Annotated in this window: 25 protein-coding genes and 1 riboswitch; of the genes, 8 read left to right on the forward strand and 17 right to left on the reverse strand. The window is 60.8% G+C overall.

Annotation, left to right across the window (positions count from 1 at the left end; genetic code table 11):
• Positions 1-5: 5 nt before the first annotated feature.
• From gspG to CFter6_RS22710, 6 genes are all read right to left on the reverse strand, one after another.
• Positions 6-467 (reverse strand): type II secretion system major pseudopilin GspG, encoded by a 462-nt coding sequence (gspG, locus tag CFter6_RS22685; protein ID WP_183081630.1) that lies wholly within the window; start codon positions 465-467, stop codon positions 6-8.
• 200 nt (positions 468-667) lie between these two features.
• Positions 668-1,684 (reverse strand): NAD(P)H-dependent glycerol-3-phosphate dehydrogenase, encoded by a 1,017-nt coding sequence (locus tag CFter6_RS22690; protein ID WP_061541823.1) that lies wholly within the window; start codon positions 1,682-1,684, stop codon positions 668-670.
• Positions 1,685-1,761: 77 nt separating this feature from the next.
• The gene (locus CFter6_RS22695; protein ID WP_417924816.1) at positions 1,762-2,112 is read right to left on the reverse strand and encodes an SH3 domain-containing protein; all 351 of its coding nucleotides are present in this window, start codon (positions 2,110-2,112) and stop codon (positions 1,762-1,764) included.
• Between the two features lie 238 nt (positions 2,113-2,350).
• Entirely contained in the window at positions 2,351-2,857 is a 507-nt protein-coding gene (secB, locus tag CFter6_RS22700) for a protein-export chaperone SecB (RefSeq protein ID WP_014008035.1), read from the reverse strand.
• 134 nt (positions 2,858-2,991) lie between these two features.
• The gene (gene grxC, locus CFter6_RS22705; RefSeq protein ID WP_014008036.1) at positions 2,992-3,255 is read right to left on the reverse strand and encodes a glutaredoxin 3; all 264 of its coding nucleotides are present in this window, start codon (positions 3,253-3,255) and stop codon (positions 2,992-2,994) included.
• Between the two features lie 48 nt (positions 3,256-3,303).
• Complete coding sequence (locus tag CFter6_RS22710; protein ID WP_061541825.1) at positions 3,304-3,705, reverse strand: rhodanese-like domain-containing protein; 402 nt, start codon at positions 3,703-3,705, stop codon at positions 3,304-3,306.
• Between the two features lie 184 nt (positions 3,706-3,889).
• Between CFter6_RS22710 and gpmA the strand changes: the two genes are divergently transcribed.
• From gpmA to CFter6_RS22735, 5 genes are all read left to right on the forward strand, one after another.
• Complete coding sequence (gene gpmA / locus CFter6_RS22715) at positions 3,890-4,636, forward strand: 2,3-diphosphoglycerate-dependent phosphoglycerate mutase (protein ID WP_061541826.1); 747 nt, start codon at positions 3,890-3,892, stop codon at positions 4,634-4,636.
• A 98-nt stretch (positions 4,637-4,734) separates the two neighbouring features.
• Positions 4,735-6,186 carry a murein hydrolase activator EnvC family protein gene (locus CFter6_RS22720; RefSeq protein ID WP_417924781.1) on the forward strand — a complete coding sequence of 484 codons (1,452 nt, stop codon included), beginning with the start codon at positions 4,735-4,737 and terminating at the stop codon, positions 6,184-6,186.
• Between the two features lie 3 nt (positions 6,187-6,189).
• Complete coding sequence (locus tag CFter6_RS22725) at positions 6,190-7,701, forward strand: S41 family peptidase (RefSeq protein ID WP_061541827.1); 1,512 nt, start codon at positions 6,190-6,192, stop codon at positions 7,699-7,701.
• Between the two features lie 101 nt (positions 7,702-7,802).
• Positions 7,803-8,561: a HesA/MoeB/ThiF family protein gene (locus CFter6_RS22730; protein WP_061541828.1), complete on the forward strand. Its 759-nt coding sequence runs from the start codon at positions 7,803-7,805 to the stop codon at positions 8,559-8,561.
• A 180-nt stretch (positions 8,562-8,741) separates the two neighbouring features.
• Positions 8,742-10,544, forward strand: a complete 1,803-nt coding sequence (locus tag CFter6_RS22735; protein WP_061541829.1) for an alkaline phosphatase D family protein — start codon at positions 8,742-8,744, stop codon at positions 10,542-10,544.
• Positions 10,545-10,609: 65 nt separating this feature from the next.
• Here the strand turns inward: CFter6_RS22735 and CFter6_RS22740 are convergent, their stop codons facing one another.
• From CFter6_RS22740 to CFter6_RS22770, 7 genes are all read right to left on the reverse strand, one after another.
• Positions 10,610-11,143 (reverse strand): 6,7-dimethyl-8-ribityllumazine synthase, encoded by a 534-nt coding sequence (locus tag CFter6_RS22740; protein WP_061541830.1) that lies wholly within the window; start codon positions 11,141-11,143, stop codon positions 10,610-10,612.
• A 154-nt stretch (positions 11,144-11,297) separates the two neighbouring features.
• Positions 11,298-11,466: riboswitch (FMN riboswitch) on the reverse strand.
• Between the two features lie 75 nt (positions 11,467-11,541).
• On the reverse strand, positions 11,542-12,300 hold the full coding sequence (locus tag CFter6_RS22745) for an ABC transporter ATP-binding protein (protein WP_061541831.1): 759 nt from the start codon (positions 12,298-12,300) through the stop codon (positions 11,542-11,544).
• On the reverse strand, positions 12,293-14,095 hold the full coding sequence (locus tag CFter6_RS22750; RefSeq protein WP_061541832.1) for a branched-chain amino acid ABC transporter ATP-binding protein/permease: 1,803 nt from the start codon (positions 14,093-14,095) through the stop codon (positions 12,293-12,295). The genes CFter6_RS22745 and CFter6_RS22750 overlap by 8 nt, the downstream gene beginning before the upstream one ends.
• The gene (locus CFter6_RS22755) at positions 14,095-15,150 is read right to left on the reverse strand and encodes a branched-chain amino acid ABC transporter permease (RefSeq protein ID WP_061541833.1); all 1,056 of its coding nucleotides are present in this window, start codon (positions 15,148-15,150) and stop codon (positions 14,095-14,097) included. The genes CFter6_RS22750 and CFter6_RS22755 overlap by 1 nt, the downstream gene beginning before the upstream one ends.
• Positions 15,151-16,317 (reverse strand): ABC transporter substrate-binding protein, encoded by a 1,167-nt coding sequence (locus CFter6_RS22760; RefSeq protein WP_061541834.1) that lies wholly within the window; start codon positions 16,315-16,317, stop codon positions 15,151-15,153.
• Between the two features lie 82 nt (positions 16,318-16,399).
• Positions 16,400-16,975, reverse strand: a complete 576-nt coding sequence (gene slmA, locus CFter6_RS22765; protein WP_061541835.1) for a nucleoid occlusion factor SlmA — start codon at positions 16,973-16,975, stop codon at positions 16,400-16,402.
• An 80-nt stretch (positions 16,976-17,055) separates the two neighbouring features.
• Positions 17,056-17,754 carry an HAD-IA family hydrolase gene (locus CFter6_RS22770; protein WP_236904454.1) on the reverse strand — a complete coding sequence of 233 codons (699 nt, stop codon included), beginning with the start codon at positions 17,752-17,754 and terminating at the stop codon, positions 17,056-17,058.
• Positions 17,755-17,785: 31 nt separating this feature from the next.
• Here CFter6_RS22770 and CFter6_RS22775 point away from each other — a divergent pair, with 31 nt between their 5' ends.
• Together CFter6_RS22775 and mnmC1 are read left to right on the forward strand one after the other, a co-directional pair.
• Positions 17,786-18,721 carry a TraB/GumN family protein gene (locus CFter6_RS22775; RefSeq protein WP_150118842.1) on the forward strand — a complete coding sequence of 312 codons (936 nt, stop codon included), beginning with the start codon at positions 17,786-17,788 and terminating at the stop codon, positions 18,719-18,721.
• A 9-nt stretch (positions 18,722-18,730) separates the two neighbouring features.
• The gene (gene mnmC1, locus CFter6_RS22780) at positions 18,731-20,524 is read left to right on the forward strand and encodes an FAD-dependent 5-carboxymethylaminomethyl-2-thiouridine(34) oxidoreductase MnmC1 (RefSeq protein ID WP_082814947.1); all 1,794 of its coding nucleotides are present in this window, start codon (positions 18,731-18,733) and stop codon (positions 20,522-20,524) included.
• A 43-nt stretch (positions 20,525-20,567) separates the two neighbouring features.
• Here mnmC1 and CFter6_RS22785 read toward each other — a convergent pair whose 3' ends face one another.
• Positions 20,568-20,885 carry a YXWGXW repeat-containing protein gene (locus CFter6_RS22785; protein WP_061541838.1) on the reverse strand — a complete coding sequence of 106 codons (318 nt, stop codon included), beginning with the start codon at positions 20,883-20,885 and terminating at the stop codon, positions 20,568-20,570.
• 255 nt (positions 20,886-21,140) lie between these two features.
• Between CFter6_RS22785 and CFter6_RS22790 the strand changes: the two genes are divergently transcribed.
• The gene (locus CFter6_RS22790) at positions 21,141-22,772 is read left to right on the forward strand and encodes an NAD(P)/FAD-dependent oxidoreductase (RefSeq protein WP_061541839.1); all 1,632 of its coding nucleotides are present in this window, start codon (positions 21,141-21,143) and stop codon (positions 22,770-22,772) included.
• A gap of 34 nt (positions 22,773-22,806) precedes the next feature.
• Here the strand turns inward: CFter6_RS22790 and CFter6_RS22795 are convergent, their stop codons facing one another.
• The 3 genes from CFter6_RS22795 to CFter6_RS22805 all read right to left on the reverse strand — a co-directional run bounded on the left by CFter6_RS22795 (position 22,807) and on the right by CFter6_RS22805 (position 23,932).
• Entirely contained in the window at positions 22,807-23,088 is a 282-nt protein-coding gene (locus CFter6_RS22795; protein ID WP_061541840.1) for a type II toxin-antitoxin system RelE family toxin, read from the reverse strand.
• Complete coding sequence (locus tag CFter6_RS22800) at positions 23,078-23,326, reverse strand: type II toxin-antitoxin system Phd/YefM family antitoxin (protein ID WP_061542534.1); 249 nt, start codon at positions 23,324-23,326, stop codon at positions 23,078-23,080. Before CFter6_RS22800 ends, CFter6_RS22795 begins: the two co-directional genes overlap by 11 nt.
• 243 nt (positions 23,327-23,569) lie before the next feature.
• On the reverse strand, positions 23,570-23,932 hold the full coding sequence (locus CFter6_RS22805) for a hypothetical protein (protein WP_061542535.1): 363 nt from the start codon (positions 23,930-23,932) through the stop codon (positions 23,570-23,572).
• Positions 23,933-24,018: the final 86 nt, after the last annotated feature.

Consider the following 24,018-nt stretch of genomic DNA (forward strand, 5'->3'; position numbering starts at 1 on the left):
AAACATTACAGATCCCACGAGCCGATGTCGGCGTCATTGCCTTCGCCGCCCGGCTGGCCGTCGGCGCCATAGGAGAATATATCCACTTCGCCCTTGATGCCGGGCGACAGGTATTGGTAAGGAGTGCCCCAAGGATCTTTAGGCAGCTTGTCGATGTAACCGCCGCTCTTCCAGCCGTTGGCGGCGGGACCGTTGGTAGGCTTGGCCACCAGCGCCTGCAAGCCTTGTTCGGTGGTCGGGTAGCGCTGATTGTCCAGCTTGTACAGCTTGAGCGCCTGCATCAAGGTGCCGATGTCCTGGCGTGCCGCCTGGATCCGGGCATCGTCGGTGCGTCCCATCAGCTTAGGCACCACCAATGCCGCCAGGATCCCCATGATCACCACCACCACCATGATTTCAATCAGCGTGAATCCGCGCTGCATGAGCGTAGGGCGACGTCGAACAGCAGGGAACATTGTGCTATGCATTTCTTTCCTTATCAAAAAAGCCATGGACATGTTTGGAAAGGGCGATTATATGCCGCAATCGTTGCAAATCAGCATGAGAGATACACTTAATTCTACCCAGTGTATCTATCCAGGTTTTGTCATTGATTTGACACAAAGAAATGATACTACTTCAAACATGCGCGACGACATTGCATCGCCGCGCCCAATCCGCAAAAATATTACGCGGACTCTTCGCGCGGATTGCGCGACAGCAGCAGCTCCATTACCGACTGCAGCGAATCGCCGTCGAATAAAACGCCGGCCACCGCATCGCTGATCGGCATGTCGACCCCGGACTCCTGCGCCAGTGCGCGCACCGCGGCGGCGCAACGCACGCCCTCGGCGACATGGCCGAGTTCGGTGACGATGGTAGCCAGCGGCTTGCCTTGCGCCAGGCCCAGCCCGACCCGGCGATTGCGCGACAGGTCGCCGGTGCAGGTCAGAATCAGGTCGCCGACCCCGGACAAGCCCATGAAGGTTTCGCTGCGGCCGCCGAGTGCAATGCCGAGCCGGGTGATTTCCGCCAGGCCGCGGGTGATCAGGGCGGCCCGTGCATTCAGGCCGAGCCCGAGGCCATCGGCTACGCCGGTGGCGATCGCCAGGATATTCTTCACCGCGCCGCCGACTTCGACGCCGACCAGGTCGTCGGTTGAATAGACGCGGATATTGCCGCCGTGGACCGCCGCCACCACCTGTTCGCACAATCCCGTATGGACGCTGGCGACCGACAAGGCGCATGGCAGGCCGCGCGCGACTTCCTGCGCAAAAGACGGCCCCGACAGCGCCGCGGCAGGAATCGCGTCGCCCAGCACCTGGCGCACGATCTGGTGCGGCAGCAGGCGCGTGTTTTCTTCAAAACCCTTGCACAGCCAGACGATATTCGGGATAGGGAAAGCTTGCAGCTGCTGCGCCAGTTCGCGCAGACCGGCGACGGAAGAAGCGACGATCAGCAATGCTTCGCTTTGCGTCGCTTGCGCAGCCGTGGTCACGTGCGCAAGCGCTGCGGAAAAATCGGCGCTGAGGGCCAGCGTGTCCGGCAAGGAAAAACCGGGCAGGTAAGCAGTGTTTTCGCGTTGTGCTGCAGCCGCCGCCATGGTGTCCGGATTGCGCCCCCACAGCAGCACGTTGTGGCGCTGCGCCAAGGCGACCGCCAGCGCGGTGCCCCAGGCGCCGGCGCCAAGTACGGTGATATTCATGGATGGGATGGTGGGTTCAGAAGACACGGGCGGCCATCAAAGGTGTAAAACAAAAATCGGCGAAGCAAAGATCAAGGTCAATCGCCCCAGACCTCGGTCGCCTTGACATACCCGGCCTGGCCGTCGCGATGGCGCACCTTGGCCCAGCCGGATGCTACCGGATCAACCAGTTCCAGCAGCACGCCCTTGTCGGCGGTAAACACGACAGCCGCGGCATCGTCGGGATTGGCCCGGATCTTGGCGTTGGCGATACTGACCTGCAGGTTGCGCTTGGCGACCAGCCCCTTGGACTGCAGCCACGACAAATCGCCGCTGGCGTCGCGCACCTTGGTCCACTCGCCGTAGGTCAGCACTACTTCGACCGGCATGCCGCGCGGCGCAACCGCCACCCGCCGGCCTTTTTCGGATGGCGCATCGTACAGCACCACCGGCGCCGCACCGACCGCCTTGAAGTCGAGCGCATGGGCAGAACCGGCAACGCCAAGCAAGCTGGCCGATAACAACACGGTGGAACCGGCTATGCGTGCAAAATTCATCTATTGCTCTCCAGTTGCGGTAAAACTTCCAGGACGGGCAACGACACCCCTGGCTGGCGCCGTCGATCTGGCGCCAGCCAGGATAAAACTACGCGCCCCGCCCTGCTTACTGTGCAAATACTGTGCGAAATCAGTTGATCGCCGAAGTGCCGTCAACCGCGATGCTGTCGCCGCTGCCTTTTTGCTGCTGTTCGGCCAGCGCTTGCAGGCGTTGTTGATAGAACACTTCGAAATTGATTTCGGCCAGGTGGATAGGCGGGAAACCGGCGCGTGTGATGGCGTCCGCCAGGTTGGCGCGCAGATAAGGGTAGACGATGTTCGGGCAGCCAATGCCGAGCAGCGGGTCCAGCTGTTCGGTCGGGATGTTGCGCAACTCGAAAATACCGGCTTGCTTGCCTTCAACCAGGAACGCTACCTTGTCTTTCACCTTGGCGGTGACGGTCACCGTGACAGTCGACTCGAAAATGCCTTCGGCCAGCGCTTCAGCGCCGACATCCACCGCTACTTCGATTTGCGGAGCTTCCTGCTCGAGGAAAATGGCCGGCGAATTCGGTTGTTCAAGCGACAAATCTTTCAGGTAAACGCGTTGAATCTGGAACACCGGTTGTTGTTCAGCTTGTTGGTTCTCTTCAGCCATGACACTCTTTCAGTTAACATTTAAATTAGCCGGGCAGCAGACAGGCTGCCTGGCGGGTTTTTGGCGCGATCAGCGGCACAATCTGCAACAATACCTGAATCGCGGGGCCAATTGACGAAATTAGTTGCCCGAAATCAGGCACTTTGCAGCAAAGGCTCCAGCTTGCCATCGCGATCCAGCGCATGCAAGTCGTCAAAGCCGCCGACATGGGTCGCCCCGATATAAATCTGCGGCACGGTGCGGCGGCCGGTCTTTTGCATCATCGTGTCGCGCTGCGCCGGATCGAGGTCGATCCGGATCTTTTCGATATCCTCCACGCCTTTCGCCTTCAGCAATTGTTCGGCGCGGATGCAATATGGGCACACAGCGGTGCTATACATTACTACATGGGCAGTCATGGTTGTTCCTTGTACTGGCTGAGCCGGATCCAGGAGATCCCGGCCGCGTTATTTGACGGTAGGCAGGCCCTGGGTCTGCCAGGCAGCGATGCCGCCTTCCAGGTTATAGGCCTGGGCAAAACCGGCCTGCCCCAGCTGCGAGACGGCCTTGGCCGACTGGTTGCCAGTCTGGCATACCACCAACACGTTCTTTGCTTTAAACTTCTCCAGTTCAACCATGCGCTGCGGCAAGTCCTTCAAGGGAATATTCTTGGCGTCGATCAGGTGGGCTGCAGCGAATGCATCGCTATCGCGCACATCGAGCACCAGTGTCTTGCCTTGGTTAATCAGCTGGGTAGCCTGTAAAGTCGACACCCGGTTACCGCGTTTTTGCAACAAGGGCAGCAGCAGCGCGCCACCCGACAAAATTGCTACTGCGAACAGAAAAATGTTATCAATCAAGAATTTCACGTTGATCCAATGGTATTAGTTAATCCCGCCATTATAAAATAGAAGCTGAAGCGCCATTCAATTCGTATCAGGTCCCGCGAAAAAACCTTTGTGCTTTGCCTGCCGACAGGTAAATGCGGAGCCTTCGGCTGAATTCCAATGGCAAGCAATAGATTTCTTACTTTTAGTTGACAAACTTACCACCATGTACAAAATCGTATTGATGCGCCACGGCGAATCCACCTGGAACCTGGCTAACCGCTTCACCGGCTGGGTCGACGTCGACCTCACCGAAAAAGGCGTGGCTGAAGCCAGGCAGGCCGGCCAGCTGCTGAAAGAAGCCGGTTTCACTTTCGACCTGGCCTACACCTCGGTACTGAAACGCGCGATCCGCACCCTGTGGGGCACGCTCGACGAGATGGACTTGATGTGGCTGCCGGTCAGGCATCACTGGCGCCTGAACGAACGCCACTATGGCGCCCTGCAAGGCTTGAACAAGGCGGAAACCGCGGCCAAATACGGCGACGAACAAGTCATGGTGTGGCGCCGCAGCTACGACACGCCGCCGCTGCCGCTGGAACCGGACGATCCGCGCACCTCTTACGACGATCCGCGCTACGCCGGCCTGAAACGCGAGGAAATCCCGCTGACCGAATGCCTGAAAGACACGGTAGCGCGTGTCTTGCCGTTCTGGAACGATGAAATCGCGCCATCCATCCGCAACGGCAAGCGCATCATCATTTCGGCCCACGGCAACAGCCTGCGCGCCCTGATCAAGATGCTGGACGGCATCAGCGACCAGGATATCGTCGGCCTCAACATCCCCAACGGCCAGCCGCTGGTATACGAACTGGACGCCGACCTGAAACCGATCAAGAGCTATTACCTTGGCGACCAGGCGGCGATAGCAGCGGCGATGAACGCCGTCGCCAGCCAGGGGAAAGCGAAATAAATATCTCGCTGGACAAGCTCTTCGGCAGCAGCAAACTCCGTCGCGCCATTGGCCGCCCGCCAGCGGCGCGCTTGTTGGCGAGCTTATTGGCACGATCCTTGGCTCGATTGCCAGTGCTGCTGCTGGCGGCAGCCCTGGCGGCAACCTTGTCCCCGGGCGCCGGCGCCGCCGTCAAAATCACCGAGCGCAGCAAGCAGAAGCAAGCGGCGGAAGCACAGCGCGCCGACCTGCGGCAAAAACTGGACAACCTCAAGCGCGACATCAGCCAGACCGAAACCGAAAAAGACAACGCCAGCGACGCCCTGGCAGATTCCGAAGCGGCGGTTTCCAAGGCCACCCGTTCCCTGCGCGATCTCGGCGCCGAACAAAAGCAGACCGAAGCCAAGCTGGCCAAGCTGGCTAAACAGCATGACGAACTGAGCAAGACCGTGGTCCGGCAACAGAACCAGCTGGCCAACCTGCTGCGCCAGCAATACGTTGCCGGCAACGAAGACCGCATCAAGCTGCTGCTGTCGGGCGACAACCCGAACCGGATCAATCGCGACCTGCAATACCTGGGTTACGTCTCGCAGGCGCAAGCGCGCTTGCTGGAATCGCTGCGCGCCAACCTGGCCGCGGTGGAAGCCAACCAGACCGAAGCCCAGGACGCCAAGGACGACCTGGACGAAATCGCCCAGGAACAGCGCGATCAAAAGAACCTGCTGGAAAAGGAAAAAGCCAAGCGCAGCGCCCTATTGACCCAGCTATCGAGCAAGCTGGCGAGCCAGCGCAAGGAAGCCGGCAATATCCAGCGCGACGACCAGCGCCTGTCTGGCCTGGTCGACAAACTGGCGGAGCTGATTGAAGCGCAAAAGAAAGCCGAAGCTGCGGCCCGCGAAAAACTGCGCCAGCAACAGCTGGCCCAGGCGCAAGCCAAGGCCCAAGCCCAGGCAGCGCGCGAACGCGAACGCCAGCGCTTGCTTGAGCAACAGCGCGCGGCCCAGGCCGGGAAACCGCCGGCCTCCGGACCTACCCCGGCGGGACCAAAAGTCCCCAATCCGGACGCGATCGACGACGATCAGCCGCCGCCGGCAGTAGCCGCGGCGCCGACGCCCGCCCCGGCGCCGCTGGCGCGCAACGAACTGACGCCGGAAGCCGACAGCGCCTATGGCAAGCCGTTCGAATCCCTGCGCGGCCAGCTCAGGCTGCCGGTGCGCGGCGACGTCATGGCGCGCTTCGGCAGCAAGCGCGGCGATGGACCGAGCTGGAAAGGCTTGTTCATCCGAACCCCGGAAGGCAGCGAAGTAAAAGCTGTCGCCGCCGGCCGGGTGGTGTTTTCCGACTGGCTGCGCGGCTTCGGCAACCTGATCATTGTCGACCACGGCAACCAGTACATGACGATTTACGGTAATAATCAGGCATTATTGAAGCGTCCCGGAGATGCCGTGAAAGCCGGCGACGTAATTGCCAGCGCCGGCAACAGCGGCGGCAATGAACAATCGGGTTTATACTTTGAAATTCGGCATCAGGGCCGTGCGTTTGACCCACTCGGATGGGTAACTACTAGGTGAAACATGGGCAGTAAACTCAAGAATATCGGTCTAATCAGTCTTGGCGTCATCGCAGGGATAGGCGCCTCCATCCAGTTCGATGCCATTGCGCAGAAAAGTGCCGCAGCGCCATTGCCGCTGGAGGAGTTGCGGCAGCTGGCCGATGTTTTCGGCCTGATCAAGTCCGATTACGTGGAGCCGGCCGACGATAAAAAACTGCTGACCGAAGCCATTTCCGGCATGGTGGCCTCGCTCGACCCGCATTCCGCCTACCTCGACAAGAAGGCTTACAAGGAGCTGCGCGAGAGCACCCAGGGCAAGTTTGTCGGCCTCGGCATCGAAGTCGGCATGGAAGACGGCTACATCAAGGTGGTGTCGCCGATCGAGGATTCCCCGGCCTACCGCGCCGGGATCAAGGCCGGCGACCTGATCACCCGCCTCGACGCCACCCCGGTCAAGGGCTTGACCCTGGAACAGGCAGTCAAGCGCATGCGCGGCGAGCCCAACACCAAGATTTCACTGACCATCTCGCGCAAGGATGAAGACAAGCCGCTGATTTTCAGCATCACGCGCCAGGAAATCCGCGTGCAAAGCGTGAAAGGCAAAGTAATCGAGCCGGGTTATGCCTGGCTGCGCGTGACCCAGTTCCAGGAACCGACGGTGGATGACATGGCCAAGAAAATCGCCGCCATCTATGCCCAGGAGCCGAACCTGAAGGGCCTGGTGCTGGATTTGCGCAACGATCCGGGCGGCGTATTGCCGGGCGCGATCGGCGTTTCCGCCGCTTTCCTGCCGAAGGATTCGGTGGTGGTCACCACCAACGGCCAGTTGCCAAGCTCCAAGGCTTCGTTCTACGCCAAGCGCGAGTATTACGCCAACCCCGGCAATGACCCGCTGGCGCGCCTGCCGGAAGCGCTGAAGAAAGTGCCGATGGTGGTGCTGGTCAATACCGGTTCCGCTTCCGCTTCGGAAATCGTGGCCGGCGCCCTGCAAGACTACAAGCGCGCCACCATCATGGGCACACAAACCTTCGGCAAGGGTTCGGTGCAATCGGTGATCGCCCTGCCGCCGGACCGCAATACGGCGGTCAAGCTGACCACCGCCCGCTACTACACGCCGAACGGCCGTTCGATCCAGGCCAAGGGCATCGTGCCGGACGTGATGGTGGATGAATACGCCGACGGCGACGGCCTGAACGGCCTGCGCCTGCGCGAAGCCGACCTGACCAAGCACCTGAGCAACGATACCGACAAGGGTCCGGAAGTCAAGGCGCCCAAGGTCGACGAGCTGGAAGAAGCGCAGCGTATTGCTGCCGCCGAAAAGAAACGCAAGCCGCTGGAGTTCGGCAGCAAGGACGATTTCCAGCTGGCCCAGGCCTTGAACCAGCTGAAGGGACTGCCGGTGCAGGTATCCAAGGTGAAACCGGACAACCGTTCGGAAGGCGACAAGGACAGCAAGCCGTCGAAAGACGACAAGCCGGCTCCGGCCGACGGCGCCATCATCCGCAAGGATGAACCGAAGGACGAGAAAAAATAATCGTTTTTCACGCTACACTAAGGCCGCAGCGATGCGGCCTTTTTTCATGGCGTATGGCGTCGCTATGAAATTCCATGGTTTTATCTATTTGGCAGCTTCCTATGAACGACCAGCAACTACTCCGTTATTCGCGCCACATCCTGCTGAATGACATCGATATAGCCGGCCAGGAAAAATTCCTGGCGGCGCACGCGCTGATCATCGGCGCCGGCGGCCTCGGTTCGCCGGTGGCCATGTACCTGGCGTCGGCCGGGGTTGGCCGCATCACGCTGGTGGATAACGACAGCGTCGACCTGACCAACCTGCAGCGGCAGATCCTCCATACCAGCGAACGGATCGGCCAGGCCAAGGTGGCGTCCGGCAAAACCGCGCTGGCGCAAATCAATCCAGACATTCAGGTAGCGGCGCTGGCGGAACGTGCCGACCAGGCGCGCCTGAGCGAGCTGATCGGCGCTGCCGATGTGGTGATCGACTGCAGCGACAACTTCGCCACGCGGCAAGCCATCAACCGCGCCTGCGTTGCCCATCAGGTGCCCCTGGTCTCGGGCGCGGCGATCCAGTTCGACGGCCAGCTCAGCGTGTTCGACGCGCGCGACCCCAGTTCGCCCTGTTATGCCTGCCTGTTCCCGCCGGACCGGGAATTTGAAGAAGTCGCCTGTTCCACCATGGGCGTATTCGCACCGCTGGTCGGCATCATCGGCAGCATGCAGGCGGCCGAAGCGCTCAAGCTGATCGCCGGCATCGGTACTTCCCTGTCTGGCTTCCTGCTGATGCTGGATGCACGCAGCATGGAATGGACCCGTATCGGCGTCGCCCGCGATGCAAGCTGCCCGGTCTGCGGACAGCGCAGCCATCCCTGAGGCAAAACAAATCACACATTGATCGGCATTTTATGCAATTGCCAAATGCGTGATTAGACATATCGCTCTTATTGCCGGAATTTCTTCCTCCAATTTCTCCCGCTGCATTAAATTACGCCTTGTTATCGTGTCGTCACAAGATCCGGATAACATCAAATAATGAAAAGCGGGAGATAAAACATGAAACGCAGACAGTTTTTGCAGGGTTCGGCATTCTTCACGGTAGTTGCAGCAACATCCGGATTGCTGAGCGCATGCGGCGGCAGCACTAACGATGGCGGTCCAGGGGAATTCGTTTTCCCGCAGGGGATAGCCTCCGGCGACCCGAAAGACAACAGCGTGGTGTTTTGGGCGCGCATCGTGCGCAGAAACGGCGCCATTGCCGCCGCTACAATCGCGGTGCGGCTGGAAGTCTCCGCCACCCAGGATTTCTCCGCGCTGGCCGCGCAAGCCAACCTGACCGCGACCGCGGACTACGACTTCACGGTGCGCGCCAAAGTGACGCAGCTCAAGCCGGATACCGTCTACTACTATCGCTTCGTCGCCGGCAGCGACGTCAGCGTAGTCGCCCAGACCAAAACCGCGCCGCTCGCCAGCGCCAGCAACAGCCAGGTGCGCTTCGCCTGGTTCACCTGCCAGGACTGGTCGGTCAACCACTGGCAAGCCATGTCCCTGCTGGCGCAGGAAAACCTGGATTTTGTGGTGCACGTCGGCGACTACATCTACGAAACCGTGGGCGCTTCATTCCAGACCGGCGGCGCCGAACCGGCGCACCAGCCGATCACCTTGCCCGACGGCCTGGCCCACCCGGGCGGCGGCGTATACGCCAATACCGTCAACGATTACCGTACCCTGTACCGCACTTACAAGACCGACGCGCGCCTGCAGAGCATCCATCACAAATTCCCGGTGATTGCGATCTGGGATGACCATGAATTTTCCGACGACTGCTGGCAGGACCACCAGGTCTACACCAACCAGAACAAGCAGGAAACAGCGCGCCGGCGCAGCGCCACCCAGGCTTGGGCGGAGTACACGCCTATCGATTTCGGCGACCTGTCGTTCGACCTCAACAACAGCAGCTACCAGAACATCCGCATCTATCGCGATTTCCGCTTCGGCCAGCTGGTGCACCTGGTGATGACCGACGAACGGCTGTACCGGGACGACCATATCGTCAGCGAACAGTCGGTGGCGCAGCAGGCCGGGCATGATCCGGTCAACGGCGACGATTCGATAGGCGCGCGCTACTTCGTGCCGCGGGCCACCCTGCTGCAGATGGAAGCGCAGGAAACCGCCAAGCTGGGACGGCCGCCGTCGATACTCGGCACTACCCAGACGCAGTGGTGGAAAGACACCCTGAAGAATTCGGACGCAACCTGGAAAGTATGGGGCAATGAAATCATGCTGAACCGCATGTGGGCCGACCTGTCGCCGCCGGCGCTGGGCATTCCCGCGCCCTACAACCAGCTGTATGTGATCAACTGCGATTCATGGGACGGTTATCCCAGCCACAAGGCAGAACTGCTGTCTTACCTGAATACGCAAAACATCAAGAACGTGGTCGCCATCACCGGTGACCTGCATGCCTTCCAGTGCGGCGTGGTGCGCGCCAATCCTGCCGATCCGGGCAGCGCTCCGGTGCTGGTGGATTTCCTGGCGGCGGGCATCAGCAGCCAGTCGTTTTACAACTACATCAAATCCGGCGCGGCGGTAGTCAATCCCTTGCTCGGCGCGCTGGTGCAGACACCGCAGATCTTCGACAGCCTGTTGAAGGGATTCAATCCCGACTTTGCCTATGTCGACCACGACGCCCAGGGCTACGCGTCGGCTACCGTGACCAGCGACAGCATTGTAGTGGTGTTCAACAAGGTGAAAACGCTCGCCGCGGATAAAAGCGCGCCGCCGCAACCGTTGTTGAAACGCACCCGCATCACGCTGGCAAAGGGCTCGAGCACTCCGCAGATTGAAGACAACATCTGATTGTTGCCGGCAACGGCAATGCTATCGCCTGCCATTGTTTCGGCAGGCGATAGCAAGTTGCTTTATCAGGCGCTATGCAAGGCGCGTACGGCAGGCTGCCCGGATTTCAGGAGCCGCAGCTTATGGATGGTGTCGGCACAGGCACGCGCAGCTTCCGCGCCCTTCACCAGGAAATGCTCGAAGAAATATTTATGGTGCTCTTCGCCGGCGTGGAAATGGTGCGGCGTCAATACCGCCGACAGCACCGGCACGCCGGTTTCCAGCTGCACTTGCATCAGGCCGCTGATCACCGCCTGCGCCACGAACTCATGGCGATAGATGCCGCCGTCCACCACCAGCCCGGTCGCCACCACAGCGGCATAGCGGCCGCCGTTAGCCAGCAGTTTGGCATGCAAAGGAATTTCGAAAGCGCCGGCAACTTCAAAGAAATCGATGTCCTGTTCGCTGTAGCCGGCCTTGGCGATTTCGGCGATGAAGGCGATCCGGCATTGATCGACGATGTCGCGGTGCCAGCCGGCCTGGATGAAAGCGATGCGTTCGCCGCCTGCGGCGCCAAGCGTTTTTAATCTATCGACTGCGGGATTGTGCTGCTGTTGCATTTGACTACTCCTGTTTAAATAAATAAAACAGGGCGTGTTGGATCGAAAGGAAACGCGGACTCATACGTCATCCATCAGCGCCGGCAGCCATTGGCAACGGCATAGCCGCTGCCCGGGCAGCAAGACACTGGTCGACTCCTGTAGGCGCCACGCAACCTGTTCTCTCTTTATCCGGACTATACCGTCGGCCCCGGGATCACACCGGGTCTGCTGACCTTGCTGCGGCGCATCTTTCTAGCGACACTGCAACAAGCGCTCGCGGGCTATGCGCATTGCACGCAATTACCGCCGGTGGGGAATCGCACCCCGCCCTGAGAACGTTTCGCTCGATTTTTTGAGCGAGCTGAGAATTTATCACAGAAGCACCGAACCTGCAGACGGCCGCCCGATCTCCGCGCTCAGCCGGTTTTTTTTGCCAGTCCGAGATAGGTGTCTATCACTTTCGGATCGTGCGCCAGTTCCGCGGCCGGGCCTTGCAGCACCATGTCGCCGGTTTCCAGCACATAGGCATAATCGGCAGCCTGCAAGGCGGCGCGGGCGTTTTGCTCGACCAGCAGGATCGCCACGCCGGTCTGCTTGAGGTGCACGATGATGTGGAAAATCTCTTTCACGATCAGCGGCGCCAGGCCGAGGCTGGGTTCGTCCAGCATCAGCAATTGCGGCTTGGCCATCAAGGCCCGCCCCAGCGCCAGCATCTGCCGTTCGCCGCCGGACAAGCTGCCGGCCTGCTGGCGGCGCCTCTCCTGCAGGCGCGGAAACAGCTCGTACACTACCGCCATCTGGTCGGCATAAGCGCGGTCGCCGGCCTTGTAACGGCGGTAGCCGCCCAGCAGCAGATTGTCTTGCACCGTCATGCTGGCGAACAGTTCGCGCGTTTCCGGCACCAGGCACATGCCGCGCGCAACCCGGGTTTCGATCGCCACGCCGTCGATACTTTCGCCCAGCAAGGTGACCTTGCCGCGCATGCCGGTGTTGTTCGGCATGGCGCCGGCGATAGCATTCAGCATGGTCGACTTGCCGGCGCCGTTGGGACCGATCACGGTCACGATCTGGCCGGCGCCGACTTGCAGGCTGGCGCCGTGCAAGGCCTCTACCTTGCCGTAGGCAACGTGCAGGTCGACGACGTCGAGCACCGGAGAGGCCACGGGATTACTCATCGATGCCTCCCAGGTAAGCTTCCAGCACCGCCGGGTCCTGCTGAATCTCAGCCGGCAAACCTTCGGCAATCTTGCTGCCGAATTCCATCACCACCAGCTGGTCGGTCAGGTTCATGACAAAATCCATATCGTGCTCTACCAGCAAAATGCTCATCCCTTCCGCCTTCAGCTTGCGCAGCAGATCCGCCAGCGCCAGCTTCTCCTGGTAGCGCAAACCGGCCGCCGGTTCGTCCAGCAGCAGCAAGGTGGGATCGCAGCATAGCGCCCGCGCGATTTCCAGGATCCGCTGCTGGCCCAGCGCCAGGCTGCCGGCTTCTTCATACAGCAAGTGTCCGAGGCCGACCCGCTCCAATTGTTTTTTCGCTTCAAACAACAAAGTCTGTTCTTCGCCGCGGTTAAACCGCAGCAGGCTGCGCGCGATGCCGCCGACGTCGCTGCGACGGGCACGCAGATGGGCGCCGATGGCGACGTTCTCAAGCACCGTCATGCTGCCCATCAGCCGCACATGCTGGAAAGTGCGGGCGATGCCGCGCGCGACGATCTGGCGCGACGCCAGACCCGAAATCTGCTGCAATCCGTCCTGGGCGCGGAATCTGATCGAACCGCTGGTCAACGGCAAGACTCCGGTAACCAGGTTGAACATGGTGGATTTGCCGGCGCCGTTAGGCCCGATCAAACCGACGATCTGTGCCGCCCTGACGCTGAAACTCATGTCGTTAACCGCCACCAGGCCGCCGAATTCCTTGCGCGCCCGCTCTATCTCCAGCACCACTTCGGCATCCGCATGCCGGCTCCGGATGGCTAGCGCCGCAGCAGATGTAGGCGCCAGCGCCACCGGCTTGCCCGGTATCCACCCGCGCAGATACGGCCACAGGCCGTCGCGCGCGCGCTGCAACAACAGCACCATCATGATGCCGAACACGATGGTTTCAAAATTGCCGTTGGCGCCCAGCAGCCTCGGCAGCAGCGATTGCAGCTGATCCTTCAGCAAGGTCAGCAGCGCCGATCCGAGGATCGCGCCCCACACGTAACCGGCGCCGCCGACCACCGCCATGAACAGGTATTCGATGCCGGCGTTGAGACCGAACGGCGTCGGGCTCACCGAGCGCTGCAGATGCGCGTACAGCCAGCCGGAGATACTGGCCAGCAGAGCCGCCAGCACAAAGATCAGCACTTTGATCCAGGCCGTGTTGACGCCCATCGCCTCGGCCATCACGGCGCCGCCGTTGAGTGCGCGGATGGCACGGCCCGAGCGCGAATTCAACAGGTTTTGCAAGCCGGCCAGCGCCACCAGCAAGATCGCCCAGATCAGGTAAAACATCTTGCGGCCGCTATCGAGTTCGACGCCGAACAGGCTGACAGCAGGGATGCCGTTCAAGCCATCGTATTTGCCGAGGAATTCCAGGTTGCCGAACAAAAAATACAGCGACAGCGCCCAGGCGATGGTGCCGAGCGGCAGATAGTGGCCGGACAGCCGCATGGTGATGGCGCCGATCGCCAACGCCGCCAGCGTTGTCACACCCAGGCCGGCCAGCAAGCCGATCCAGGGCGAGAGGCCGAGCTGGCTGCTCAGGTAAGCAGTGGAGTAAGCGCCAAGGCCGACAAAAGCAGCCTGGCCGAACGAGGTCAGGCCACCCACCCCGGTCAGCAGCACCAGGCCCAGCGCTACAATCGCATAGAGTCCGATGTAGTTGGCCAGGGTGATCCAGAATTCCGGCGTCGGCAAGATTGGCAGCAAGGCCAGCAGCAGCACAAAACCAATCAACGGCAGGCTGGCAAAAGAAAATTTAGGCATCACTGATCGCCCTCGTCCACTTGCTTGCTGGTCAGCGAGCGCCACAGCAGCACCGGGATGATCAGCGTAAACACTATCACCTCCTTGAACGCACTGGCCCAGAACGAGGAATATGATTCCAGCAAACCCACCAGCAAGGCGCCGGCGGCCGCGACCGGATAACTGCCCAGGCCGCCGATGATGGCGCCGACAAAACCCTTCAGCCCGATCAGGAAACCGCTGTCGTAGTACACCGTAGTCAAAGGCGCGATCAGGATGCCGCACAAGGCGCCCAGCGCGGCAGCCAGCGTGAACGCCAGGCGTCCCGCTTGCGCGGTGCCGATGCCGACCAGACGCGCGCCGAGCCGGTTGACGGCGGTGGCGCGCAAAGCCTTGCCGGACAAGGTGCGTTCGAAATAAAGATAGAGCGCAATGATCAACAGCAGTGAAACCGCGATAATCACGCAGCTCTGGCCGGAAACGGTGAGGCCGCCGATGTCGAAGCGGGCGTCGGAAAACGGCGTGGTGCGCGAGCCTTCGGCGCCGAACATCAGCAGGCCGATGCCGATCAGGGCGTAATGCACCGCCACCGATACGATCAGCAGCACCAGGGTGCTGGCTTCGGCCAGCGGCTGGAACGCCAGCCGGTAGATCATCGGTCCCATCGGCACCACAATCAGCAAGGTCAGCAGCACTTGCAGCGGCATCGCCAACGTCGCATGGCCATACCAGCGGGTGACGGCATAGATGGCCAGCGGCAGCAGCACAAACTTCAGCAGGGCAACACCGATTTGCCGGACTTTGCGGATTTCGCCGTTGCGGCCGAACATCGCAGCCGCCGCTTCCTGGATAAAACTCAAGGCGCCGAGCGCCACCAGCAAGGTCGCAGACAGCGGAAACTTGTCGGCCTGGATCGCCGCCAACGTCAAGGCGCCGAAAGCGACGAACTCACCTTGCGGGATAAAGATGACGCGCGTGACCGAGAACACCAGCACCAGCGCCAATGCCAGCAACGCATATACGGCGCCGCTGGTGATGCCGTCCTGAGCCAGGATGGCGGCAATTGAGAGATCCATCTACTGCGCAGCGCCTATCAGTTTCCACTTGCCGTTGACAATCTCCACCATCACCCGTGCGCGCTGGTCGAAACCGACGTGGTCGGTAGCGCTCATGTTGACGATGCCTTGCGATACCGGCAGGTTCTTGATGGCTTCGATAGCGTCACGCAGTCCGGCGCGGAATTCCTTGCTGCCCGGCTGGCCTTTTTTCAGCGCTTGCGGCGTGGCTGCGCCCAACAGCATGCCTGCATCCCACGCATGTCCGCCGAAGGTCGAAATGCTGCCGGCGCCGTAGGCTTTTTCATAAGCGGTGCGGTAAGCCATGGCCGATTTCTTGACCGGATTGCTGTCCGGCAGCTGCTCGGCCACCAGCAAAGGTCCGGCCGGCAAGAAAGTGCCTTCGCAATCCTTGCCGCAGACGCGCAGGAAGTCGTTATTGGCAACACCATGGGTCTGGTAGATCTTGCCTTTGTAACCGCGCTCCTTCAGTGTCTTCTGCGGCAAGGCGGCAGGCGTGCCGGCGCCGGCGATCAGGATCGCATCGGGATTGGCGCTGACCATCTTCAATACTTGCCCGGTGACTGAAGTGTCGTTGCGGGCGAAACGCTCGTTGGCGACAATCTTGATCTTGCGCAGTTCTGCCAGCTTGGAAAATTCACGGTACCAGCCCTCGCCATAGGCATCAGAGAAGCCGATGAAGGCCACGCTTTTGACGCCAGCATCGGCCATGTGGGCGATGATCGCAGTCGCCATGTGCGAATCGTTTTGCGGGGTCTTGAAAATCCAACGGCGTTTGGCGTCGACCGGTTCGACCAGGGCAGCCGAAGCCGCCATCGAAATCATCGGCGTTCCCGATTCCGCCGCGACATCGCTCATCGCCAGCGAACCGGGAACGGCGGTCGAGCCGATCAACAGGTCAACCTTTTCTTCGCTGACCAGCTTGCGTGCATTCTTGACTGCGGTAGTACTGTCGGTGGCATCGTCGAGCACGATGTATTGCACTTTCTGCCCGGCGATCTCCTTCGGCAACAGGGCGAAGGTATTTTTTTCCGGAATGCCCAGCGAGGCGGCCGGACCGGTGGCGGAAACGCTCACGCCGACTTTGATCTGGGCATACGCGCTGCCGGCGGCCAGGGTGATTGCCAATGCTGCGGAAACGGAAGTCCCCAACCATGCTTTTTTCATCTGAACTGCTCCATTGTAGGTTTAGCGCCGACGTCTCCCGGCAACGCTGATATCGTTCTGCCGAGAGATGTTAGCAAAGAATTTAAACCAGCATCAGCGCGATCTGCTGTGCGGCGTCGTCGCCAGGCTTGTGCTGGAAACGGCTTTTGGCAAAACGCTGCCAGCGGCCCAGCACGAAACTGGTCAGGATATTGGCGCGCAAGGCGGCTTCCGCTTCGTTCGCTTCCCCTTGCGAGGCGGCGATCCGCAGCGCCTGTTTTAGCGCCAGCTCGATACGGTCGACAAACTGGTTCATGCGCAGTTGCAGGCGTTCGTCCTCGTTCACCAGCGCGTCGCCGATCATGACCCGGGTCATGCCTGGATTGCGTTCGGCGAAATTGAGTAGCATCAGGGCAATCGCCTGCGCCTGGTGCAAACCTTTTTCCTGCTGCTCGGTAATCTGGTTGACCAGGCCGAACACGCTGGTCTCGATGAAGTCGATCAGGCCTTCGAACATCTGCGCCTTGCTGGCGAAATGCCGGTACAGCGCCGCCTCCGACACATCGATCTTGGCCGCCAGCGCGGCAGTGGTGATCTTTTCTCCCTTGGGTTGCTCCAGCATGGTTGCCAGGGTCTGGAGAATCTGGAGTTTGCGCTCGCCGGGTTTGGTAGTTGCCATGATTTTTATTTTAGTAATGATGGAGGTAAAAAAACTATGCCTGTTCCCTGCCCGGCGCCGAGCCAGCCGGGGCCAGCCACCTAACGCAAGCGGTGCAGATTCCTGGCCAGCTGTCGCACCGATTTTACTTTGACATCGACGTATTTGGGGCGCTTTATCACATTTGACTGGTCGGCCAGGTATTGCGTGACCCAGGCCGTGCGCATGCCGACCGATTTGGCCGCCTTGAGCGTGGCGATCGTATCTTCCACCAGGACGCAACGGCGCGCCGCCACCTTTTCCCGCGCCAGCAGCTGGCGCAGCAGGTGGCGCGACGGTTTCGGCCGCAATTGGCGATGGACATGCATGGATTCGATCGAGATGTGCTTGCCGAAATGGCGCTGCAGGCGCAGATGGCGCAAGACGTCGCCCGAATAGCGCTGCGGCGCGTTGGTCAGCAGGATCTTGCGCCCCGGCAGGCGCTTGAGCAGGTCGATCAGGCCACGCTCGGCGCGGATCATGCCCAGCAGGTCGTCAAAACGGTGTGCTTCGCGCAGGAAATCCACAGGCCGCACCTGGTGGTGCTTGACCAGGCCCAGCAAGGTAGCGCCGTAACGCCGCCAGTACATCTCGCGGGCGGCATTCACCGTAGCAGCGTCGGCGTCGACGCCATCGCTGCCCAGGGTGCGCGCCATGAAGGCGTTCATGTTTTGGTGGATCGCGGGGAAAATGGCGTGCGAGGCGTCGTGCAGGGTGTTGTCCAGGTCGAACAGCCAAAGCGCTGTAGTATTCTTTGCCATTGTGCCGTGCATTCGTTTTTAGGGAGAAAGTGTGCTTCGTCAGATTATAGTGACATTGTGCTGGTTGCCGTTAAGCCTGCTGGCGCTGCCGGCCCAGGCCGACGCCGCGGATGCCGCCGGCGCCACGATGGCGCCCGCACCCGCCCGCCAGGGCGGCGCCATGTTCAAGATTCAGCGCGCCGGCCACAGTGCTTATGTATTTGGCACTATCCATGTGGGCCGCGCCGATTTTTATCCTTTCGATGACAAAGTCTTGCAAGCGATGCAACACTCGTCGGCCATCGCACTGGAAATCGATCCCGGCAATGCCCAGGGACTGGCCGACCTGATGACCAGATACGGCATCTACGCCAACGGCAAATCGTTGGCGCAGGAACTGCCGCCGCCGCTGCTGTTGCAACTCAATCCGCTGCTGGAAAAATACGGCCTGACGCTGGACGCCGTGGCCAGCATGAAACCGTGGCTGCTGGCGACCATGCTCGGCATCAGCGAATACACCCACCAGGGTTATCTGGCGCAATACGGGGTCGATGCTACCTTGGCTGCGTATGCAAAAAAACAGGGCAAGCCCGTGGTTGAGCTGGAAACCGCAGAACAGCAGTTGTCCTTGCTGGGCAAGCTGACGCCGGCCGAGCAGATCCAGTTCCTGCAGGACAGCATTGACGAGATACTGGATCCGGCCAAGGCGCAGCGTTCATTGCAACTGATGACGCTGTGGCGTAACGGCGATGTCGACGGCATGGCCGCCATGCTGGCGGAACTGACCAGCGACGACACTTTCACCGGCAAGTTCGTGCAGCGCGCCTTGCTGGATGAACGCAACCCCGGCCTGGCCGACGGCATAGCCAAACTGACGAGCGCGACGCCACATGCATTCATCGGTATCGGCATGCTGCACCTGGTCGGTAAAAACAGCGTGCTGGCGATGCTGCGGCAACGCGGTTATACGGTAAGCCGGGTTTACTGACGCCGCGTCATGACGGTCACGGATACGCCGCCGGCAGACTACGCGCTTGATTGGCGCGGGCGGGACAGCTTCGTCCTGCTTGACAGCGAGTTCGGCCACGGCAAACATTTTTTCACCGCATGGCAAGCCTGGTGCGGCGATCCCCGGCGCCCGCGCCAATTGCACTACCTGGCGCTGCTGCCGCAGCCTGCCGCCCCTACCACACACAATGAGCTGCAGCAAACCGCGGAAGACCATCCGGAATGGCAGGCCTTGTGCAGCGAACTGTGCGCAGCATGGCCGCCGGCGGTGCCTGGCTTTCACCGGATTTTCCTGCAGCAGGGACAACTGGTCCTGACGTTGATGATCGGCGACAGCGCTGCCTGCCTGCGCCAGATAGTTGCAAAAGTGGATGCCTTCCGCTTGCACGGAAGCCGTTGGCGGGAATGGCCGTTGCCGGTGCTTGGCATATTGGGCAGGCTGGCTGCCGGACATGCAAGCCTGGACATTACAGGAGCGGAAGCGGCAGCCCGCAAACAGCTGCAGCAAGCAGGATTCGTGTTTGACAGCAGCGACGGACACACCGCCCGTTTTAACCCACGCTTCACCGCACGTTCGGCAGCTGCACCTGTCCACAATGACCGCCGCGCGATTGTCATCGGCGCCGGCCTGGCCGGCAGCGCAGCCTGCCAGCGCCTGGTGCAGCGCGGCTGGAACGTCGACCTGGTCGAAAGCCACACGGCGCCAGCGCAGCAGGCATCAGGCAACAGCGCCGGCATTTTCATGCCTGTGTTGTCGCGCGACGACAATCCCGGCTCGCGCCTCAGCCGCAGCGCCTATCTGTTCGCCCTGCAGGCCTGGCGCCAGCTGGGCGGCATCGGCGCCGCATTTGACGGCGCAGCCTGCGGCGTCCTGCAGATCGCCCGCGACACCGCACATGCAGAGAGCCAGCAGCAACTGGCTGATTACTGGCGTTATCCGGCCGACTATGCGCAGTGGCTGGACCAGGCGGCCGCAAGCCGCGTTGCCGGCTGGCCGGTCAGCGGCGGCGCCTGGTTTTTCCCGGCCGCCGGCTGGGTGCAGCCGCGCAGCCTTTGCCAAGCCATGCTGGACAGCTGCGGCGAGCAGCTGCAAACCCATTTCGGACAGCACGCCACCGCCCTCGAACACGGCAGGGACGGCTGGACCATACGCGACCGGCAGGGCGCGAAAATAGCCGCCGCACCGGTAGTGATCCTGGCGAATGCCTGCGAGGCCTTGCAGTTTCCACAAGCGGAAGATTTGCCTCTGAGCGCCATCCGCGGCCAGGTCACCTACCTCGATGCCGGGCTGGTTCCCGCCATCAGGCCGGTGATTTGCGGCGAAGCCTACCTGACTCCAGCTTATGAAGGTAGCTGCAGCATAGGCGCTTCATATGACGAGGATGGCGAAACGGCGCTGCGCCGCGACAGCCAGGACGACAACCTGGCGCGCCTGGCGAATATCCTGCCTGGCTGGCAGGCCGGCCAGGCTCCGCTGGCCGGGCGCGTCGGGTTCCGCTGCGTGGCCAGCGACCGCCTGCCGCTGGTCGGCGCCTTGCCGGATAAAAACGGAGCAAGTCCTGTGCGTGAAGCAAAGCTGAAAGACTTGCCGCGCTTTCCCGGTTTGTACAGCCTGCTGGGTTATGCCTCGCGCGGCCTGATCTGGGCGCCGCTGGCGGCGGAATTGCTGGCGTCGCAACTGAATCGAGAACCGCTGCCGATCGAAGCCGAGCTGGCGGCGGCGCTCGATCCGGCGCGTTTCCTGTTAAAAGAGCGGCGCCGCGGCGGCCCTCCGCGCCAATGAAAAAGGGCGCCTCTCGGCGCCCTCTTGCTGCTTGATGATCTGCTTAACGATCCCAGCGGTATGGCCGCATCTGCCAGTCGCCGCGCGGACCGCGTTCCCAGCGCGGCGGCACGTAACGGTAACCCGGCCGCGCCCTCATCCAGCTGCCGCCCATCCACACATGGCGGCGGCCGTTCCAGCGCCAGTATCCGGGCGCCCAGACATAACCGGCGCGCGATGGCGGCACCACCTCATAACGCGGCGGCGGCGGCTGTCCGATCTGGACCCCGACATAAGTTGCCGCCTGGACTTGGGTCAGCGGCGTCACCAGGCCTGCGCTCAGCGCCAGCACGCTGATGCATAAAATTGATTTGATTTTCATTCGATATCTCCTTCGTTTAGACCCATCGGGTGATGACTAAAATATAGGCGATAACCATGTAGCGGCTTGTTATTTTGTGTTTCCAAAAGATACAGGCTGCACAAGCGCCTGAATGGCTTGCCGGCAGCCATTGCGCCCTCCCTAAGGTAAAATGGCGGCCTGCCGCAAGGCATTGTCGTTTTATAAAAATTGCGAGGCAGCCGCCGCTCGGTGTAGAACAGCGGCCTGCCTCCATCTGACTTCCCGGAAATACCCATGTTGCGATTGAATGAAGTACAACTCCCCCTCGACCACCTCGAAGACGCCTTGCACGCAGCGATTCTGGGGCGGCTGGGAATCGCCGCTGAGGAAATGCTCGGTTACACAATTTTCCGCCGCAGCTACGATGCCCGCAAGAAATCCGCGGTGATACTGACTTACAGCGTGGATGTCGAGCTCAAGGATGAAGATGCTGTACTCAAGCGCCTGGCGCGCGATCGCACCGTGGCGCCGACGCCAGACACCAACTATCGTTTTGTGGCGCAAGCCCCGGGCCGGCTGAAATCGCGGCCGGTGGTGATCGGCACCGGGCCGTGCGGCCTGTTTGCCGGCCTGATCCTGGCGCAGATGGGGTTCAATCCGATCATCCTGGAACGCGGCAAGGCGGTGCGCGAGCGCACCAAGGATACCTGGGGACTGTGGCGCAAACGCGAGCTGCAGCCGGAATCCAATGTCCAGTTCGGCGAAGGCGGCGCCGGCACGTTTTCCGACGGCAAGCTGTGGACCCAGATCAAGGATCCCAAGCACTACGGCCGCAAGGTGCTGACCGAATTCGTCAAGGCCGATGCGCCGGACGAAATCATGTATGTCAGCAAGCCGCACATCGGCACTTTCCGGCTGGTCAAGATGGTGGAGCAGATGCGCGCCAGCATCGAAGCGCTGGGCGGCGAGTTCCGCTTCCAGCAAAAGGTCGAGGATATCGACATCGAGTGGAAAAACGATAGCGGCCAGGTACGCGCAGTGGTGCTTGCCAGCGGCGAAACCATCGTCACGGACCATGTGGTGCTGGCGATCGGCCACAGCGCCCGTGACACTTTCCAGATGCTGTACGACCGCGGCGTGTATATCGAAGCCAAGCCATTCTCGCTCGGCTTCCGCATCGAACATCCGCAATCCCTGATCGACAAATGCCGCTTCGGCCCCAGCGCCGGCCATCCTATCCTCGGCGCCGCCGATTACAAGCTGGTCCATCATTGTGAATCAACGCAAGCCCGTGGGCGCGCGGTCTACAGTTTCTGCATGTGCCCGGGCGGCACCGTGGTGGCAGCCACTTCTGAACCGGGACGGGTGGTGACCAACGGCATGAGCCAGTACTCGCGCAACGAACGCAACGCCAACAGCGGCATCGTGGTCGGCATCACGCCGGCCGATTATCCCGGCCATCCGCTGGCGGGCATAGATTTCCAGCGGCAATGGGAATCGCGCGCCTTCGAACTGGGCGGCGGCACCTACGATGCGCCCGGCCAGCTGGTAGGCGACTTCATCGCCGGCCGGCCATCGACTGCCCTCGGTTCGGTGACCCCTTCCTACAAACCCGGCGTCCTGCTGGGCGACCTCAGCACCGCCTTGCCGGACTATGCGATTGCCGCTATCCGTGAGGCCTTGCCGGTATTCGATAAGCAAATCCGCGGTTTCGCCATGGCCGACGCGGTGCTGACCGGGGTCGAGACCCGCACTTCGTCGCCGGTGCGCATCAAACGCCACGACGATAGCCTGCAAAGCGTGAATACGACGGGATTGTTTCCGGCCGGCGAAGGCGCCGGTTATGCCGGCGGCATCATGTCGGCGGCGATTGACGGGATCCGGGTGGCGGAGGCAGTCGCCTTGAGCATAATGAACAAAAACTAAGACAAAACTAAGCTCGCTCAAGAAGGCCGTCGGCCTAACGTTTTTCCGCAGCCTTGTACACTGCGTTACGCTCGCGCTTGCCTACGGCGACGACCAGCACGATCAACTCCTGGTCACGCACTTCGTAGACTAGCCGGTAGCCGGCCTGGCGCAGCTTGATTTTATATCGGCTTCTGGAGCCGGATAACTGTGCGGATGGAACATGAGGAGTATGCAATCGTTCCGCCAGTTTCTTTTTGAACTGCTCGCGCATGCCTTGATCCAGCTTGCGCCATTCCTTCAATGCTTCCTCAAGGAAAGCCAGTTCAAAGCTCATCCAGCTTGACCCTGATAACAGCTTGCCCTTCGCGGGCGTCTGCAACGGCATTCAGCTCCATGTCTTCCAGCTTGTTCATCAGCGCTTCATAGGCTTTTGCCGGGACACAATAAAAAGCTGGCTGGTTCCGGTTCAATATCACTACAGGAAATCCTTCACCTGCAGCAACAGTTCCCATAGGGTCTTTTTTCAACTCGGAAACGCTGGCGGTTGTTTCGGCAAGAATCAGGTGTGCCATAGGAATACTTTTAAAAGTATTGTTAACGGCACTAATAATAGCATCTTTCATAGCACTCTTATAAATACTACTCGACTGAAGCCGAACAATATTTGATTGATGAAAAATCGTAGTATGGCCCAACTTTTGACCCAGGTCGCATGCATGCCGATAAGGCTTGGCTGAAATTGAATGGGCAAAAAAATACGCCCGAAGGCGTATTTTGATAACAGAATTTTGCACCCCGGCAGACAACAGGATGGGCTATTTGCTCGCGTCCCGCGTCGCCTGCAGCAAGCATTTCGACAGCTTGTCAAAATGCAGCCAGGCAGCCTGGCTCAGTTCCACCTGCTTGCGGCGCGTATCGTCGGTATCGCTCAAGACGATCCAGCCCTTTTCCCGCATCGACTTCAAGCGCGCGTGCAGCATGGCCGGCGAACCGAGTTCGCTTTGCGCCATCATGTCGCGCACCGACAGGCGTTCCCGGGCTTGGCCTGCGCGGGCGACGAAAGCCAGGATGCGATCTTCCAGAGGGTCCAGCGATGGCAGCGACGGCAAGCCACGCAAGGCATTCGCCAGTTGCAGGAAACGCACGTAGATATCTGCCGGTCGATTATTTTTTTCCATGGCCATATTGTAAGCTGCTGCCGCAAGCGGTTTGCCAACGCTGTTAAATTCATATCGATCATACCCGTCATTTCAGGCCTGTCGCA

This window comes from Collimonas fungivorans (assembly GCF_001584145.1).
Classification (GTDB): Bacteria; Pseudomonadota; Gammaproteobacteria; order Burkholderiales; family Burkholderiaceae_D; genus Collimonas; species Collimonas fungivorans.